The organism is Botrimarina hoheduenensis, from assembly GCF_007859815.1.
GTDB lineage: Bacteria > Planctomycetota > Planctomycetia > Pirellulales > Lacipirellulaceae > Botrimarina > Botrimarina hoheduenensis.
The window spans coordinates 157,640-172,275 of sequence record NZ_SJPH01000006.1 but is presented as its reverse complement, the minus strand read 5'-3'; the positions used below and the strand labels follow the sequence as shown (position 1 = coordinate 172,275).

Here is a 14,636-nt window from a genome sequence, read left to right as displayed (position 1 = left end):
GTCGGGTTTAACTTCTTTGGGAACGCCAACAATCATTGCTCGACTCGGGGAGGAAAGGCAGCCGACTGGATTCGGGGGGAGAGTTTCGGGGGGGGTGAGTGGGTGGGGCCAAAGAAGCCGGCTAAGCCCGCGGGGGGCACTCGGTGGGGGGGGAGCCCTCTGGCTCGAAGATGTCAGGCTTGTATACCCAGCCGCGGCCGAAGGTCCCAGTCGTTAGTTTGCGCAGCGAAACCCGCAAAAGCGGGGAGATCGGCCAACTCACCCCCCGCGAGCACCATCAGGCCCCGTTTGGGCAAAAACACGTGCCTCAGACCGCTTGCAGGGGTCTGGGGGGACCGCTATCCTCTTGGATTCGACCTGTCGGGCCGGGCCCGAGCAGGCAGCACTTAGTAACTCACTAAATGGCGTCCCCGACCACAGGGACGGGCCGATACTCGGTCCGCAACCCACTGGTCGCCTGCCACGGCCTCGCACAATCAGCGACGCCGCTCGACGAACTTAACGATCCGGCCGAGAGCCATCGCGATGAGAAAGATCAGCCAAACCCACCAGCGCACCACCATCATGAAGCCCGCGGAAACGGATCCGCAGTGGGTTCTGATCGATGGGACCGACCAGATCGTTGGTCGCATGGCGAGCAAGATCGCGATGATGCTCATGGGCAAGCATCGCCCCACGTATACGCCACATGTGCTCACGGGTGACTTTGTCATCGTGACCAACTGCGAGAAGGTGAAATTCACCGGCAAAAAGTGGGAGCAAAAGACTTACGCCTGGTACACCGGCTACACCCGTCAGCGGACCATGACGGCCGAAGATCGGTTGCAGCGTCGCCCGGAGAAGATCGTCCGCGAGGCGGTTCGCCGGATGCTGCCGAAGAACAAATTGGCCTCGCAGATGCTGGACCGTCTGAAGATCTACGAGGGTGCCGAGCACCCGCACCAAGCCCAGCAGCCGCAGACGCTCGAAATCGCCTCCGCGAGCTGATTTTGTAGCGTCTGCAGCGCGCGACCCTCACTCCCTAACCGCTTAACGCACTCCGACTTCCGCGATCTATGGCCACAGCAGAGAAGACAATCGACGCCCTCGGCACCGGACGCCGCAAGACCAGCGTCGCGCGAGTCCGGATCCGTCCGGGAAGCGGCAAGATCACCGTCAACAAGCGTGAGATGGAAGAGTATTTCCCCACGCCGCATCACCAGAATCTGGTGCTTGCCCCGCTCGATTTCTGCGAGGTCCGCGGGTCGGTTGATGTGGTCATCCTGTGCCACGGTGGCGGCCTGACCGGTCAATCGGGTGCCTGCATGCAGGGCATCGCCCGAGCGCTGATCAAGCACGATAGCGAGCTGCACGACAAGCTCCGCGAGAAGGACTTCCTGACCCGCGACTCACGCATGAAAGAGCGTAAGAAGCCCGGTCTGCGTGGTGCCCGCCGCGGAACGCAGTTCTCCAAGCGTTAATCGCCCGCTGCAACCACCTACAGATTTCAAAAAGGTGTCCTTCGATTCTCGAAGGGCACCTTTTTTTGTTTGCCCCCCCTTTTGTGCCGAAAACGTGGTGGGGCCGTCCACAGGCTACCCGGCATTCGACTTTCTTTCGGCACCCCGCGGTCCATCTGGGGTTAAACTGCGGGGGCAAAGGTCTGCTGCCCCCGACTCCGATCGCAGCGGACCGCTAAGCAAGCAATCGGGAGGCTGCAACCGGTGATGACCAATAGCCCGCAATCCGCTCGCTTACGCGTGGTCGCCATCGCTTTTGGCAGTCTGACGCTGCTGCTGGCTTCGGCGACCTCCGCTACAGAGGGGGTGGATTCTTCTGCCCTGTCGGTTGCCCGCCAAGTCGATCAGGTCCTGCAGCAGCTGCCAGAGAACCGCGCCGCTCAGTTTGCACCGCTGGTGAACGAGGCCGCTTTTCTGCGCCGAGCATCGCTGGATGTGGTCGGCGTAGCCCCCCCCACCGCCGATGCGCAGCAGGCATGTGCCGCTGGAGACGCTGCGGTGACTCCTCAGCGCCGCAGGGCGATCGCAACGCAACTGCTGGAGGACCCGCGCTTCGGCGACAACATGGCGCGCTACTGGCGCGACGCGATTTTGGCGCGACGGCTCGAGGAACGGGCCCGAGTTGTGGCCGAACCGCTGGTGAAGGATCTGGCAAAATGGATCAACCAGAACGACGGCTGGGACGAGATCGCCCGCCGCTTTATCACGGCCGAGGGCTCAACGGATGAGGACGGTGCCACCGCGATCATCATGGCTCAGGACGGTCGCAGCGAGGAGATCGCGGCCGAGGTATCGCGGGTGTTCCTTGGCATCCAGATCCAGTGCGCCCAGTGCCACGATCACCCGTGGGACGAGTGGAAGCGGGAAGAGTTTCACGAATTGGCGGCATTCTTTCCACGGATTGGCCTTCGTCAGCGGCGTGACACACGCCCTCCGGTGTTCGATGTTGTGGTGAACGACCGTGCGGATCGCCCGCGTTTCCGCAAAGCGGACAACGCTAATCGGCGGGGCCGACCCGAACACTACATGGCAGACCTGGAACACCCCGAGGAGCCCGGCAAGCGGATGACCCCCCGGTTCTTTCTGACCGGGCTCGAGGTTTCCGTGGGGACCGAGGACGCCGAGCGCCGCGCGGCGCTGGCGACGGCGGTGATCGAGAACCCGTGGTTCACACAAGCGATCGTCAATCGCGTCTGGAGCGAGCTGATCGGCTACGGTTTCTACCCGACGGTAGACGACCTGGGTGCCGAACGAGAGGTTGTCGCTAAGCCGGCTCTCGACGCGCTGGTGGCCGGTTTCGAAGCCAACGGCAGCCGGCTGAAATGGCTGTACGAAACCATTCTTCTGACCGACGCCTACGCGCGGCAAAGCCGTCCGCGCGACGAAGCAACGGCCGGCGTCATGACGGCGACGGTCGCTCAGCCGCTCCGCTCCGACGTGCTGTTCGACACGCTCGTCCAGGTGGTTGGCGTCGCGCGGGAAGAGGATCGCCGGGCAAAACGAGCCCGCGCACAGCAAGGACCCCGCGAGCGTCTAGCCGAGGTGTTTGGGTTCGACCCGAGTGATCCGCGCGAAGATGTTGTGGGGACCATTCCCCAGTCGCTGCTGCTCATGAATTCGCCGGCAGTCCATCGGCTGGCAAAAGCCCGGCCGGGCACCCCCTTGGCGGAGCTTATCGCACAGCACTGCCCGCCAGACGGCGAGGCCAATCACCAAGCAGCCATCCAGGAGCTGTACTTCACCGTTCTGACCCGTAAGCCGACTGCGGAAGAGAGCCAGCGTTTGGTCGCCTACCTCGAGTCGTCCGCCCGTTGGCAGCCCGCCTACGAAGACATTCTGTGGGCTCTGCTCAACACGGCCGAGTTCAGCCACCGGCGCTAGCCTTCCCCCCCTGCTGGAAATCTCGCCCCAATGAGTTCACCGTGGATCTCGATGAGTCACGTGCAACGCCGCTCGCGCGGTTTTGATCGCCGGGATTTCCTGAGCCTTGTTGCTGGTGGAGCCATGACGATGGGCCTGCCAGCGCGGCTGGCGTTGGCAGCCCCCGTGCTGCGGCAGCAGCAGAAGCGGTGCGTCGTGCTGTGGATGGCAGGCGGGCCGAGCCATCTGGAGACGCTCGACCCCAAAGAGGCTGTTGCCGGTGCCGTTGGCTCAGCATCGATCGCAACCGCCGTGCCCGGCATCCACCTTTCAGAGAACCTGCCCGAGCTGGCAAAGGTGATGGACGAGGTCGCGATCGTCCGCTCGCTCACCAGCCGGGAGGGAAGCCACCCACGAGCCCAGCACCTGATGCAGCACGGCTACCTGCCCATGGGCGGGGTGAAGTTTCCGGCGTTGGGGGCCAACGTTTGCGACCAATTGCAAGCCGCCGCGGGAGCGCTGCCCGGCTATGTGCGCATCGGCGGGGGTCGTGTCTACAACGGCGGCGCTGGCATGCTCGGCGTTGAATACGCTCCGCTGGGGGTGCGTGATCCCAGCCGTCCGCCCGACAACACCACGGCGATGGTTTCGGGCGATCGGCGCGAGCAGCGCCTCGCTCTGCTCGATCTTATTCAAGCCAACTTCGGGGCCGCCGAAGGAGCCGATCGTGTCGCTGAACGCCGCCAGCTCGTGAACGCCGCTGAAGCAATGATCCAATCGCCCGGCATGGAAGCGTTCGACCTCGCGCAGGAAAGCTCTGCCGCACGCCAAGCGTATGGCGAGGGCCGCTTTGCTGAGGGCTGTCTGCTTGCCCGACGGCTGCTCGAGGCAGGGGTGACTTTCGTCGAGGTTGTCCAGAACGGCTGGGACAGCCATCAAGACAACCATAAGCAGGTCGCCGCCCAATGCGCCCAGGTCGATCGGCCTGCGTCCCAACTGCTCCGCGACCTGCGTGAGCGGGGCATGCTCGATTCGACCCTGGTGGTCTGGCTGGGCGAATTCGGACGCACGCCGAAGATCAACGCCCGCGGGGGCCGCGATCACTACCCCAAGGCCTTCAGTGCTTGGCTGGCCGGTTGCGGCGTGCGTGGCGGGCAGGTTATCGGGGCCACTGACGAGCAGGGTGCCCAGGTGATCGAGCAGCCGGTTTCTCCGAAAGACCTGCACCAAACGATTTACGCGGCCCTGGGCATCGACGCCGACTACGAGAACACCAGCTCAACCGGCCGTCCGATTCGATTGGTCGATGAGGGGACGCCGATCGAGGGGCTGCTGGGGTAGCGGTGACAGACATGTGTCGCGAGGGGGGACGGCAAGGTGGTTAGCGGTGTCGATTGCGGGCAGTACGATGCGGACCAATCCCCGCTCATGCCCCTTGAGCCTCGGAAAAGCGCTCAGCCCTTCGACGCATCGGATGCCATGCTGCTCTTCAAGCGGAAGTTTCTGGAAGCGATCCGCGCGGGGGAGAAAACCCAAACCATCCGGCTGTGGAAGCACCGGATGATGCGTACGGGGCAACGTAGCTACATTCCGGGCGTTGGCCCTATCCGGATCACGCTGGTCAACTCGGTCGAGTTGGAGAACCTCACCGACGAAGACGCCCGGCCCGACGGCTTCGACACCGCCGATGCCCTCCGAGCCGAGCTGCACACCATTTACGGTGATAAGCTCGCCGCGGGCTACCAAACGTTCCGAGTCGTCTTCGAGCGTCAGCCAAGCCCTGAGCCCCCTGAGACGTCTCAAGCCCCTGAGTCCCCGGCCGAAAGCTGAAGGCTCGACCAAAACCACGTGCGAGTCGCACGAACGTCTCGCGTTAGCGGCGATCCCCATCACGATCGGTACCGCAAAAATGACGCTACGGGTATCAGCAGCGCGATCCCTTAGGATGCGAGGGGGTCAGCAACGATTCGGGCCGATCTCGCCGGCACAGGCCCCGGTTAACAGCCGGCCCGGCCGGCCGGTTGACGAAGGTGTCGTTCTGCGTAAAGCTATTGCTAGTAAAAGCTTGAGCCCGTAGCTCAGTCGGTAGAGCATCGGACTTTTAATCCGTGGGTCGTGGGTTCGAGTCCCACCGGGCTCACTCACGGCGTGGTTTGCCTCGGCATTCTGCCACGCTTCTCTTCTAGCGGCGGACAGCGCACGCGGCGCTCATCATCCCAAGCATCAGCCCCAGTAGGGCTAAGAGATGCGGTTCGGGAACTTCCGCGACCCTCTGCTGTGAATTGCCCTGCTGGGCCTCGTTCCGAGCGGGTCGGTTCGTGGCGGGCACCGTGAGCGCCAAATAGTTGTCACGCCAAACGGTGTAGTCAGCCAGATCGACAACGCCATCGGCATTGGCATCGGCAGGCGAGGCGGCCGTGGCGAGCGCTGTGCTCAACCCGAAGTGTGAGCGCCACACACCGTAGTCGTCGGGATCGACGTCGCCATCGCCGTCGAAGTCGCCGGGTACCGAGGCCGGAAGTCGCCAGGGCATTGTCGGCAGCTCCGAAAGGTCGATTACTTCTTCGGCACCGACAATCGCTTGGACCTCAGCGGGCGTGTGGTTGCTGGCAACGAACTGCTCGTTCCACGGCATGAAGTAACTCCAGGCGACCCCGTAGCGGTCCAGAACCTCGGTCGGCGGAAGCGTACCGGTCTCGGTCAGAGCGATCAGCTTCTTGCCATCGAACTCCTCGAGCAGAGCGCCCCATTGGGTGGTCATCGGGTCGCCCGCTTCGCTGTAAACATCGACCCCCACGACATCTACATACTCATCGCCGGGATACCAGTCGCGCCAAGCAGACTCTCCCACCTGCAGGGTCGAAGCCCAGATCAGATTGTCCAGACCATGGTGATCGGTCAGTCGGTCGTACATGAGACGATAGAGCTGCTTGAAGCTCTCGGGACCGCTATCGCCCCACCAGAACCAGGCACCACTGGAGTTACCCTGAGCCTCGTGCAGCGGTCGCCAGAGCACGGGAATCTGTGCATCGCGAAACTTGGTTAGCTCAACCGCGATCGCATCGATGTCGCGCAGCAAGAGCTGGTAGCGTGAGCCGCCGGGGTCCGCGAGCGCGGCCCCCAGATCGAACGTTGTCGCCTCGGTATAAAACCCGCGCCACCATTCTTGCCCCGAACCGTTGGGGCCATCGATGAGGTCGGTCGGCGCGTTCCAGTGCCACATCAGACTGACCACACCGCCCGACTGCTGGGCCCACTGGATCATCCGCTCCGATTCGCCCCGGGGATCCTCTCCCCGCGCTAGCCGCGACGGAGAGTAGTTAATCAAGTCCGAACCGATCAGCGCGGGGAACACCCCGCCGGTACGTGTGAGATAGGTATCGCTCAGGATCTGGTTCTGGTTAGAAAACTCTCGCTGCTGGCCGAAGAGTGTCTGTTCACCGTAAGTGTTAGCCAGATAGTTCATCAAGAATTGCGTCCGGGGCGTGGCGTTGGGATTCACCAGCGTCGGATTGACGGGCAGTGCTCGGCGAACCGTTGCCGGTCGAAATTCGAAGTAATCGACATCGTAGTAGCCCCAGCTCTTCATCAGATCGATCGAAGTTGTGGGGCTATCGAGATAGAACTGCCCCGCGTAGCTCTCGGTAAAACTACTGGATTGATCGAACATGCCCGCCGAGCCCGCCCCGCCCACATTTAGCGAGTAACCCTTCGGGCCGTACTGCGATCGGTAACCAATCCATAATTCGTAGAGGCCCTGGTCGACCGAGACCGACACACCAACCGCATCGCCCTCGTTGTCGAAGCCGGTCACGTAGCCGCTACCAGAAAATCCGGAAACATTGCTAGCGACCTGCACCCCGGTAAGCGTGCCCAGTTCTGCTTCGTAGCGATAATTCTGTGCGTTGCCTTGATGGACGGGTCCGGCAATCAACAAGAAGACGCCAACAATGCGCTGCCAGAAACCGGACATCAGAATCACCCTCGAGAAAAGCCGTGGAGCCTGCGAACGCGCCCTCATCGAGCACGCTACTAGCGACCGCGTTGGGCTGAAGCGGCGTTCATTCTAGCTGCTTTCGCGAATGAAGGGGATGTCGCAGGGGCCATAATACGCTCCCCGGCGAATGAAGCGCATAGCAAGGGCACCGACCACGCCTGTTTTGGAGCGCGCCGCAGAACCGCCATTCGACTAGGATGGGGGTTCGGGGGTGGGTCAGGCTGGAATCGGCTCGCCTAATAGGGCCGCTCTCTCGTAAACGGCCTCGAACAACCACCGCCTCTTCACCGCCTTATGAGCTTGCCGTTCAGTCCCTCCGACCCGCTCTACCAGCTTGCGATTGTGCTCGTGGCGGGCATCGTTGGGGGTGAGCTTTTTAGCGCGATCCGCCTACCACGGGTCACGGGCTGGATCGTCACCGGCATCTTGCTGCGGGCCACGTCGGGTTGGCACGGCGAGGCTACCGGTCTATCGGCGTTATCGACCGAGGCGTTTCGCCCCTACATGAGCTTTGTGCTGGGCTATATCGCGTTCACGGTCGGGGCCGCGTTGCACTTTGCGAGCCTCAAGAATTCGGGCATCCGGCTCGGGATGCTCTTGCTCTGCGAAGCGCTCATTACACCAACGCTGGTCGTTGCAACGATGATGACCTTGGGGGCCTATCTGGCTCCGCAACAGATCTCGCTACCGACAAGCGTGCTGCTGGGGGCGATCGCGATCGCCGGGGCTCCCGGCACAACGGTTCTGGTGATCGAAGAAGCTCGTGCGAAGGGGATCCTCACACGCACGCTCCTCGCGGCGATCCCGCTGATCGACATGGTGGCGGTAGGAATCTTCGTCTTTGCGGCGTACTTCTTCGCGGAGAGCGGCATGAGCGGTGGGGCGTGGCTCAACGCCGGACCGGTGGCAACCGCCTCGGTCGCACGCGAGTTTGGCTTGGCCTTTAGCGTGGCCGCTGTTGGCGCGGTCATTGCGCTCGGATTGAACCGCACCGTCGTGAGCCCCGCCTACTTGGGTCCGACGATGGTGGCGCTGATTTTGGGTGCCTGGGGAGCCGCAAAGGGGCTCGGTGCCTCGGGGATCCTCGCTTGTTCTTTTGCAGGAATCCTCGTGTCGAACCTCCGACACGATACCGTACGCTCGACCGAAGCCTATCTGCACTCAATCGGTGCGCTACTCTTTGCCGCGTTCTACACGCTTGCCGGCATGAACCTGGACGTGGCCATGGTGCGCCGCGTGGCGGGGCTTGTTGCGCTGTATTTCTTGGCCCGCTTCCTTGGCAAGTACCTCGCTGCCTTCTTAGCAATGTCGATCGCTCAAGCTCCGGTCCAGATCCGCAACTACCTGGGGCTGGCCCTCGTACCGCACGGCGGTGTGGCGGTGGGGCTGATTTTGGCCGTGCAGGCCAACCCACGATTGGCGGACATCGCTCCGACTGTGACCAGCGTGGGCCTCGCGGCACTGGTGATCAATCAGCTGTTGGGGCCCAGCGGGCTGCGACTCGCCCTGAAGAACGCGGGCGAAGCGGGCAACGGAGCGCCCCGTTTGCTCGATTTTTTGGACGAGAACCACATCACGATCGGACTCGTCGGCGGGTCGAAAGAAGAAATCATCCGCACGCTGACTGCCCAACTGTACGCGATGCCCGATCGCCCCAAGGTTTCGCAAGAGGTCTTTGTCAACAAGGTTTTCGAGCGTGAATCCCTCGCCAGCACCTGCCTGGCAGAGGGCTTCATGATCCCCCACGCGATCCTCGATGGCGGGCAGGCCATCACCGGAGTCCTCGGCCTCAGCTCCCAAGGCATCGATCTGGATGCGCCCGATGGCCGACCCGTTCATGCCGTTCTGCTGCTGGCGACACCGCAGGCGGACCGTCAACGGCATCTCGAAGTGCTCGCGGCGTTCGCGCGTGCGATCACGCGTGACGCCGGACTCCGTGAGCAGCTGTACCACGCCCGCAATGCGGCGCACGCCTATGTCGTTCTGCACGCCGAAGACTCGCACGACATCAACTACTTCTTGGAAGACGCGATTACCCGGGCCTGAACGCTGCACTGATTGGCTCAGCACTGATTGGCTCAGCACTGATTGGCTCAGCACTGATTGGCTCAGCACCGGTTAGCTCAGTACCGCAGTCTGCCGATCAAGCCTCGTCCGACGCGACTGATCGGCCTGGTGTGCACGGTGTGGCTTGCCGGCTTGAGCTTGGCAATCGAGAGAAGCGTCCTAGAGTGCTAAACTAAGGAACACCGTCCGCAGGAGTTCTTCACAACCTCAATTGCAATGACCGCATTCTCCGCTACCGGCACAACTTCACCGGACTCTGCTTGCCCCCCGGTGGCGGCCGGCAAAGCCGTTGAAGTCTTTTACGACGGGGATTGCCCGCTCTGCCGGAAAGAGATCGGGATGCTGCGCTGGATGGACCGGAACGAGCGCATTCAGTTTACCGACATCGCGGCCGCAGGTTTCTCTCCGCCCGATTACGGCAAGTCGATGGAGGAGCTGATGGCCGAAATCCACGGTCGGCTTCCTTCTGGCGAGTGGATCCTCGGCGTCGAGGTGTTTCGTCAGCTGTACGCTGCGGCGGGTTGGGGATTGCTGGTTGCCCCCACACGATTACCGGGCGTACGACACGCTTTAGACCTGGGCTACCGCTTCTTTGCTAAGCAGCGGCTGCGACTAACCGGTCGGTGCCACGACGGGGCCTGCCGAATCGATCGGTAGTGCCGCATCGCACCTCACGCTTCCACAGCTCAAGCATGTGGTCGATTTTAAAGCGGTCGTTGCCGGAACACTTTACCCGACTTAGCTGTGGCTACTAGTGTGGCTACTTTTCGGCGTCCGGATGAACTTCGGCCGATCCGTTAATGATCTTGTCGGCACCCGCAACCTGCTCCATGCGGTACAGGATCGCGTCGGTCTCTTCCCGCAGATACTTGTAATTATCAAGCACAAAGCGTCGTTGGCGATCGTTGTCATTGTAAGCGACGTAGGCGATCCCCTTATCGATCCACTTGCGTTTGTCGATTTGGGTAACCGCCGCGAGGGGGAAGCTTAGTCCGCCGCTGGTTATTAGCTCGTTGTCGTCCACCTCAATCCAGCGACCATTGGTACTGATCAGCACGCCAAAGAAGTACGTCGTCGCGAGCGTGCAGAGGCCCGCCATGACGTACTGCATGATGATATCGTTATCCGTGTGGGCCTTCTCCGGTGGCTCAACCGGCCAGCTCTTCTCTTCGGCGATCGCGAGCCAGCGCGCCCACGCATCACTCTGATCACGAAGCTTCTCAACGACCCGTTTGTAAACGTCGTTGAGATCATGGGCTCCGTCTTGGCACTCTAGAAGCTCAGAGCGTGAGAGCTCGTCCTCGGCGATCACCATGATGGCATCGGACCGCACTTTCATGTCGGGGTAATTCACATACCCGTCGTAAAGGCTCCACAATCCAAACGCGAGCGCTCCCAGACCGAGCCACTTAAAGCGCGCGTAGAAGCGGGCATTGTTGACAGCGCGGATCGTCGATTGGTCGTAAAAGTGCACTATCTGCCTCGAACGAGATAAGAGCTCAGGGCGGTGTTGGGGCTTCGCTGAGAGGCCCCTGGTGCCTGGTGTGCAACTGGGGGGCGTCCGCCCTAGTCTAGACGAGATAACGAATTTCGCATCAGGTGGTTCACCACGTCGGCCGGCTCGGTCGAGCCCGAGCCTGCGTATCCGCGCTATTCGCTACAACAATCGCGAAAACCGCCCCCCTACAGGATGTAGCGGCTCAGGTCCTCGTCCTGGGCTACCGCTTCGAGGCGTTCGCGCACATAGGCTGAATCGATGGAAGCCGAGCCGCCACGCATATCGGGGGCCTCAAAAGAGAGCTGCTCGAGCAACCGCTCCATGATTGTCGCGAGACGTCGGGCACCGATATTTTGGGTCGATTGGTTCACGCTGTAGGCGTACTCGGCAAGTGTCTCGATCGCATCCTCGGTGAAGTCCACACGGACCCCTTCGGTCTCCATCAACGCCACATACTGCGCCGTGAGCGAACCGCGTGGCTCTTGCAAGATTCTGACGAAGTCCGCTTGTGTGAGATCCTGCAACTCGACTCGGATGGGGAAGCGTCCCTGCAATTCGGGCATCAGGTCGCTCGGTCGCGCCTGATGGAAAGCGCCCGCGGCAACGAACAGGATGTGATCCGTGCTGACATAACCGTATCGCGTCTGCACGGTGGTGCCTTCGACAATCGGTAGCAAGTCGCGCTGAACGCCCTGGCGCGAGACATCTGCCCCTTTGCCCCCGTCGCTTGCCACGACCTTGTCGATCTCGTCTAAAAATATGACGCCCGACTCTTCGGCAAGCTGAACGGCTTCGCTATTGACCTTCTCTTCGTCGATCAGCTTTTCGCATTCCTGCTCAAAGATCAGCTCACGTGCTTCGGCGACCGAGACCTCTCGACGGCGGACCTGTCGGGGGAGCATCTTCTCGAGCATCCCCTGCATGTCGAAGTCCATCCCTCCGCCGGGTCCCCCCATCCCCGGCACCATCATCGCCTTGGGCTTGCTCTCGATCGTCATCTCGATCCGGCGCTCTTCAAGTTCCGCGGCAACGAGCATGGCACGCATCTTTTCGCGGGTCCGCTCGTGTCGCTCCGCGGCGTCTTCGACGCCTACGCCCGTATCGATGGTGTGCGGCGAGGGGACCAGCTTGTCTAGCAGACGTTCGTCGGTCCGGCGACGAGCCTCAGGCTGAACTTCCTCGCGGAGTCGTTCACGCACCAATCCGATCGCGTTCTCGACGAGCTCGCGGATCATGCTCTCGACATCGCGACCGTAGTAGCCGACCTCGGTGTACTTGGTCGCCTCGATCTTGATAAACGGAGCGCCGGTGAGCTTTGCCAGCCGCCGGGCGATCTCGGTCTTACCCACCCCGGTGGGTCCGATCATCAGAATGTTCTTCGGCGAGACCTCTTTACGCAGCTCTTCGCTCAGCTGTTGGCGGCGCCAGCGGTTACGGATCGCGATGGCGACGCTCCGCTTGGCGTCGGCCTGGCCGACGATGTAGCGGTCGAGTTCTTCGACAATTCGTTTGGGTGTCAGGTCGTTCACTGAGGATCAGCTTGGTGCAGGATGGCGTTCTATCGTGCGGAGGCCTTCGACGAGTCGGCCGGCATGGCCAATTGTCGCCCCTATCCGGCCAACTCGTTAGGGGCCTCGCCCCGCTCGCTTACTCGGCAAGTTCGATCGGCGCGGTTGGCAAGTTGTCCTTCAGGAGCAGCGACAGCAGCTTTGGCACCCCGCGTGGGGAGAAAACCTGTGTGGCCGCCGCGGCTTGCAACTCGGCGGTTGTCCACCAGCGATGCTCGCAGAAAATCTCTCATTCAAGCCGAGAGGCGTGGGCGTGGCTCACCTCGATAACGCTGTTCAAACGCAGCAAAAAGTAGTGTGAATCGGAATCGATGAGCCGCTTCCCCCAACGCCAGCGAAATTTCCGACGCCACACGCACGGACCAAGCTCACACGCTCGATAGCCGATCTCTTCGTACAGCTCACGCAGCGCTGCTTCGCGGGGCGACTCACCCTGCTCGCAACCGCCGCCGGGGGTGATCCACAGGCTCGGCTGATCGATCGCGGGGTCTTCGACGCGTAAGAGCAGCAGTCGCTCTTGGGCGTCGATGAGCAGGACACGTCCTTCAACGCGCGACTCGGCAAGCGGCGGGCCGCTCATGCTGCTGTCGGCCCGATCGTTTCCACGACCACATTGTGGTTCGAGTAGACACAGATATCCGCGGCGATCTTGAGCGCCTCGCGAACGATCTGTTCGGCCGGCAAGGTGGTGTGGGCGAGCAGGGCACGGGCCGCGGCGGTGGCGAAGTTGCCCCCCGAACCGATACCCAACACACCATCCGAGGGCTGGATAACGTCTCCGGTGCCCGAGATAAGCAGCGTGTCGCGGCCGTCAGCAACGGCGATCAGCGCTTCGAGTCGCCGCAGCACTCGATCGGTTCGCCAATCGCGAGCAAGCTCGGTCGCCGCGCGCGGCATGTTCTTCGGATGGTCTTTGAGCTTGGCCTCAAAGCGTTCGAGCAACGCAAAGGCGTCTGCCGCCGAGCCCGCGAAACCGGTCAGCACGCGTCCATCTGAAAGGGGACGCACCTTGCGGGCGTCGGCCTTCATGACGGTGTCGCCCAAGCTAACTTGGCCGTCACCCCCCATGGCGACAATGCCGTCACGGCGGACGGTGAGGATGGTCGTCGAGCGAATTCGGGGACGATTCATTGCGGTTATTCTCCGTGTTACGCTCCCTCTCGCTAGCCCCACGGACTACCGCAGCGGCTCATCCCGAGGCCGTCAGCAGCGTCTTGGGCTTGCAGAGGATCGCTTTACAAGCCGCTGCCCGACCGCATTTGACGCATACAAAGCGGGGCTCCGCAACGATCTGCGTTAGCTCAGCGAAGCGCTCGCGCAACTCCTTCTTTGACCAATCACACAGATTTTTGCGGGGCTTGCTCATGGCACCAAAATATAGGGAGGGGGTTCGAGCGGTAGCATCCTTCGGGTGAGCCTGCTTATCGTACCAATCTTGCTCCGTGCCAACGCCCCAGGGGGTCGGCTCGCGATCGATCCGACTCTCTCTCCCCCCAACCACACTCCCACCCGATGGCCGCTCCCCTGCTCCGCAGCCCTGACCTGATGAACCGCAACGACACCGTGCTGCTGGTGATCGATGTGCAAGAACGGCTGCTGGCGGTGCAGCCCGAGGCCGGCCGGATCATTTGGAACTGCCGACGCTTGCTCGACGCCGCGCAACCGTTGGGCGTGACCGTTGCGGCACGTGTGCAGGCACCAGAAAAGCTCGGTCCGCTCGCCACGCCGCTGGCCGAACGTTGCCCTGAGCCGATCGGCAAGACCTCGTTCTCCGCCGCTGACATCACGCTCCAGCTCGACGCGTGGCGCGACGCCGGCGTGCGGCATGTGTTGCTCGTGGGCATCGAGACCCATGTGTGCATCGCCCAGACGGCGATCGATCTGATCTCACGCGGCTTCGATGCGAAGGTCGCGGTGGATGCCGTCGGATCGCGTCACGAGGAAGACCACACCGTCGCGCTGCGACGCATGGAATCGAGTGGCGTGATGCTCACGACGACCGAAGCCGTTCTTTTTGAATGGTGCGTCAACGCCCAGGACCCGGCCTTCCGCAGCATCAGCGCGCTCGCCAAGGAAACGCTCGACACGTGATGGCTCGTGAAGCGGGAGAGTAAATCCAACCGATCGTTCGCCCCCGCAACCACGAC

General features: G+C 62.3%; 14 protein-coding genes and 1 tRNA gene. 9 read left to right on the top strand and 6 right to left on the bottom strand.

The features are described 5' to 3' along the window. The first annotated feature begins 525 nt into the window (after positions 1–525). The 6 genes from rplM (at position 526) to Pla111_RS13455 (ending at position 5,499) form a co-directional block, all read left to right on the top strand. Entirely contained in the window at positions 526–987 is a 462-nt protein-coding gene (gene rplM, locus Pla111_RS13480; RefSeq protein WP_146574970.1) for a 50S ribosomal protein L13, read from the top strand. 68 nt (positions 988–1,055) lie between these two features. After that, positions 1,056–1,460: a 30S ribosomal protein S9 gene (gene rpsI / locus Pla111_RS13475; RefSeq protein WP_146574969.1), complete on the top strand. Its 405-nt coding sequence runs from the start codon at positions 1,056–1,058 to the stop codon at positions 1,458–1,460. Between the two features lie 246 nt (positions 1,461–1,706). After that, the gene (locus tag Pla111_RS13470) at positions 1,707–3,380 is read left to right on the top strand and encodes a DUF1549 domain-containing protein (protein WP_231931032.1); all 1,674 of its coding nucleotides are present in this window, start codon (positions 1,707–1,709) and stop codon (positions 3,378–3,380) included. A gap of 51 nt (positions 3,381–3,431) precedes the next feature. Then, complete coding sequence (locus Pla111_RS13465) at positions 3,432–4,700, top strand: DUF1501 domain-containing protein (protein WP_197525029.1); 1,269 nt, start codon at positions 3,432–3,434, stop codon at positions 4,698–4,700. A gap of 87 nt (positions 4,701–4,787) precedes the next feature. Beyond that, on the top strand, positions 4,788–5,189 hold the full coding sequence (locus Pla111_RS13460; protein ID WP_146574966.1) for an ASCH domain-containing protein: 402 nt from the start codon (positions 4,788–4,790) through the stop codon (positions 5,187–5,189). A 237-nt stretch (positions 5,190–5,426) separates the two neighbouring features. Beyond that, positions 5,427–5,499 (top strand) — tRNA-Lys (locus Pla111_RS13455). Between the two features lie 42 nt (positions 5,500–5,541). Here Pla111_RS13455 and Pla111_RS13450 read toward each other — a convergent pair. Next, positions 5,542–7,332, bottom strand: a complete 1,791-nt coding sequence (locus Pla111_RS13450) for a glycosyl hydrolase (protein ID WP_197525028.1) — start codon at positions 7,330–7,332, stop codon at positions 5,542–5,544. 318 nt (positions 7,333–7,650) lie between these two features. Between Pla111_RS13450 and Pla111_RS13445 the strand changes: the two genes are divergently transcribed. Together Pla111_RS13445 and Pla111_RS13440 are read left to right on the top strand one after the other, a co-directional pair. Beyond that, on the top strand, positions 7,651–9,402 hold the full coding sequence (locus Pla111_RS13445; protein WP_146574964.1) for a PTS sugar transporter subunit IIA: 1,752 nt from the start codon (positions 7,651–7,653) through the stop codon (positions 9,400–9,402). A 237-nt stretch (positions 9,403–9,639) separates the two neighbouring features. After that, positions 9,640–10,080, top strand: a complete 441-nt coding sequence (locus Pla111_RS13440; RefSeq protein WP_146574963.1) for a thiol-disulfide oxidoreductase DCC family protein — start codon at positions 9,640–9,642, stop codon at positions 10,078–10,080. Positions 10,081–10,183: 103 nt separating this feature from the next. On the opposite strand, the gene Pla111_RS13435 is transcribed toward Pla111_RS13440, so the two are convergent. The 5 genes from Pla111_RS13435 to Pla111_RS17300 form a co-directional block, all read right to left on the bottom strand. Beyond that, entirely contained in the window at positions 10,184–10,897 is a 714-nt protein-coding gene (locus Pla111_RS13435) for a hypothetical protein (protein ID WP_146574962.1), read from the bottom strand. Positions 10,898–11,106: 209 nt separating this feature from the next. Beyond that, on the bottom strand, positions 11,107–12,450 hold the full coding sequence (gene hslU, locus Pla111_RS13430) for an ATP-dependent protease ATPase subunit HslU (RefSeq protein WP_146574961.1): 1,344 nt from the start codon (positions 12,448–12,450) through the stop codon (positions 11,107–11,109). A gap of 268 nt (positions 12,451–12,718) precedes the next feature. Continuing rightward, positions 12,719–13,069, bottom strand: a complete 351-nt coding sequence (locus tag Pla111_RS13425) for an NUDIX domain-containing protein (RefSeq protein WP_146574960.1) — start codon at positions 13,067–13,069, stop codon at positions 12,719–12,721. After that, positions 13,066–13,620: an ATP-dependent protease subunit HslV gene (gene hslV, locus Pla111_RS13420; RefSeq protein ID WP_146574959.1), complete on the bottom strand. Its 555-nt coding sequence runs from the start codon at positions 13,618–13,620 to the stop codon at positions 13,066–13,068. The genes Pla111_RS13425 and hslV overlap by 4 nt, the downstream gene beginning before the upstream one ends. Positions 13,621–13,678: 58 nt before the next feature. Continuing rightward, on the bottom strand, positions 13,679–13,855 hold the full coding sequence (locus Pla111_RS17300; protein ID WP_197525027.1) for a hypothetical protein: 177 nt from the start codon (positions 13,853–13,855) through the stop codon (positions 13,679–13,681). Positions 13,856–14,001: 146 nt separating this feature from the next. On the opposite strand from Pla111_RS17300, the gene Pla111_RS13415 reads away from it, so the two are divergent. Then, positions 14,002–14,580, top strand: a complete 579-nt coding sequence (locus Pla111_RS13415; protein ID WP_146574958.1) for an isochorismatase family protein — start codon at positions 14,002–14,004, stop codon at positions 14,578–14,580. Positions 14,581–14,636 lie beyond the last annotated feature (56 nt).

Bases quoted from the DNA above. Each gene is read 5' to 3' on its own strand.
- rplM (WP_146574970.1), top strand. From the start codon at position 526: ATGAGAAAGATCAGCCAAACCCACCAGCGCACCACCATCATGAAGCCC.
- rpsI (WP_146574969.1), top strand. From the start codon at position 1,056: ATGGCCACAGCAGAGAAGACAATCGACGCCCTCGGCACCGGACGCCGC.
- Pla111_RS13470 (WP_231931032.1), top strand. From the start codon at position 1,707: ATGACCAATAGCCCGCAATCCGCTCGCTTACGCGTGGTCGCCATCGCT.
- Pla111_RS13465 (WP_197525029.1), top strand. From the start codon at position 3,432: ATGAGTCACGTGCAACGCCGCTCGCGCGGTTTTGATCGCCGGGATTTC.
- Pla111_RS13460 (WP_146574966.1), top strand. From the start codon at position 4,788: ATGCCCCTTGAGCCTCGGAAAAGCGCTCAGCCCTTCGACGCATCGGAT.
- Pla111_RS13450 (WP_197525028.1), bottom strand. From the start codon at position 7,332: ATGTCCGGTTTCTGGCAGCGCATTGTTGGCGTCTTCTTGTTGATTGCC.
- Pla111_RS13445 (WP_146574964.1), top strand. From the start codon at position 7,651: ATGAGCTTGCCGTTCAGTCCCTCCGACCCGCTCTACCAGCTTGCGATT.
- Pla111_RS13440 (WP_146574963.1), top strand. From the start codon at position 9,640: ATGACCGCATTCTCCGCTACCGGCACAACTTCACCGGACTCTGCTTGC.
- Pla111_RS13425 (WP_146574960.1), bottom strand. From the start codon at position 13,069: ATGAGCGGCCCGCCGCTTGCCGAGTCGCGCGTTGAAGGACGTGTCCTG.
- hslV (WP_146574959.1), bottom strand. From the start codon at position 13,620: ATGAATCGTCCCCGAATTCGCTCGACGACCATCCTCACCGTCCGCCGT.
- Pla111_RS17300 (WP_197525027.1), bottom strand. From the start codon at position 13,855: ATGAGCAAGCCCCGCAAAAATCTGTGTGATTGGTCAAAGAAGGAGTTG.
- Pla111_RS13415 (WP_146574958.1), top strand. From the start codon at position 14,002: ATGGCCGCTCCCCTGCTCCGCAGCCCTGACCTGATGAACCGCAACGAC.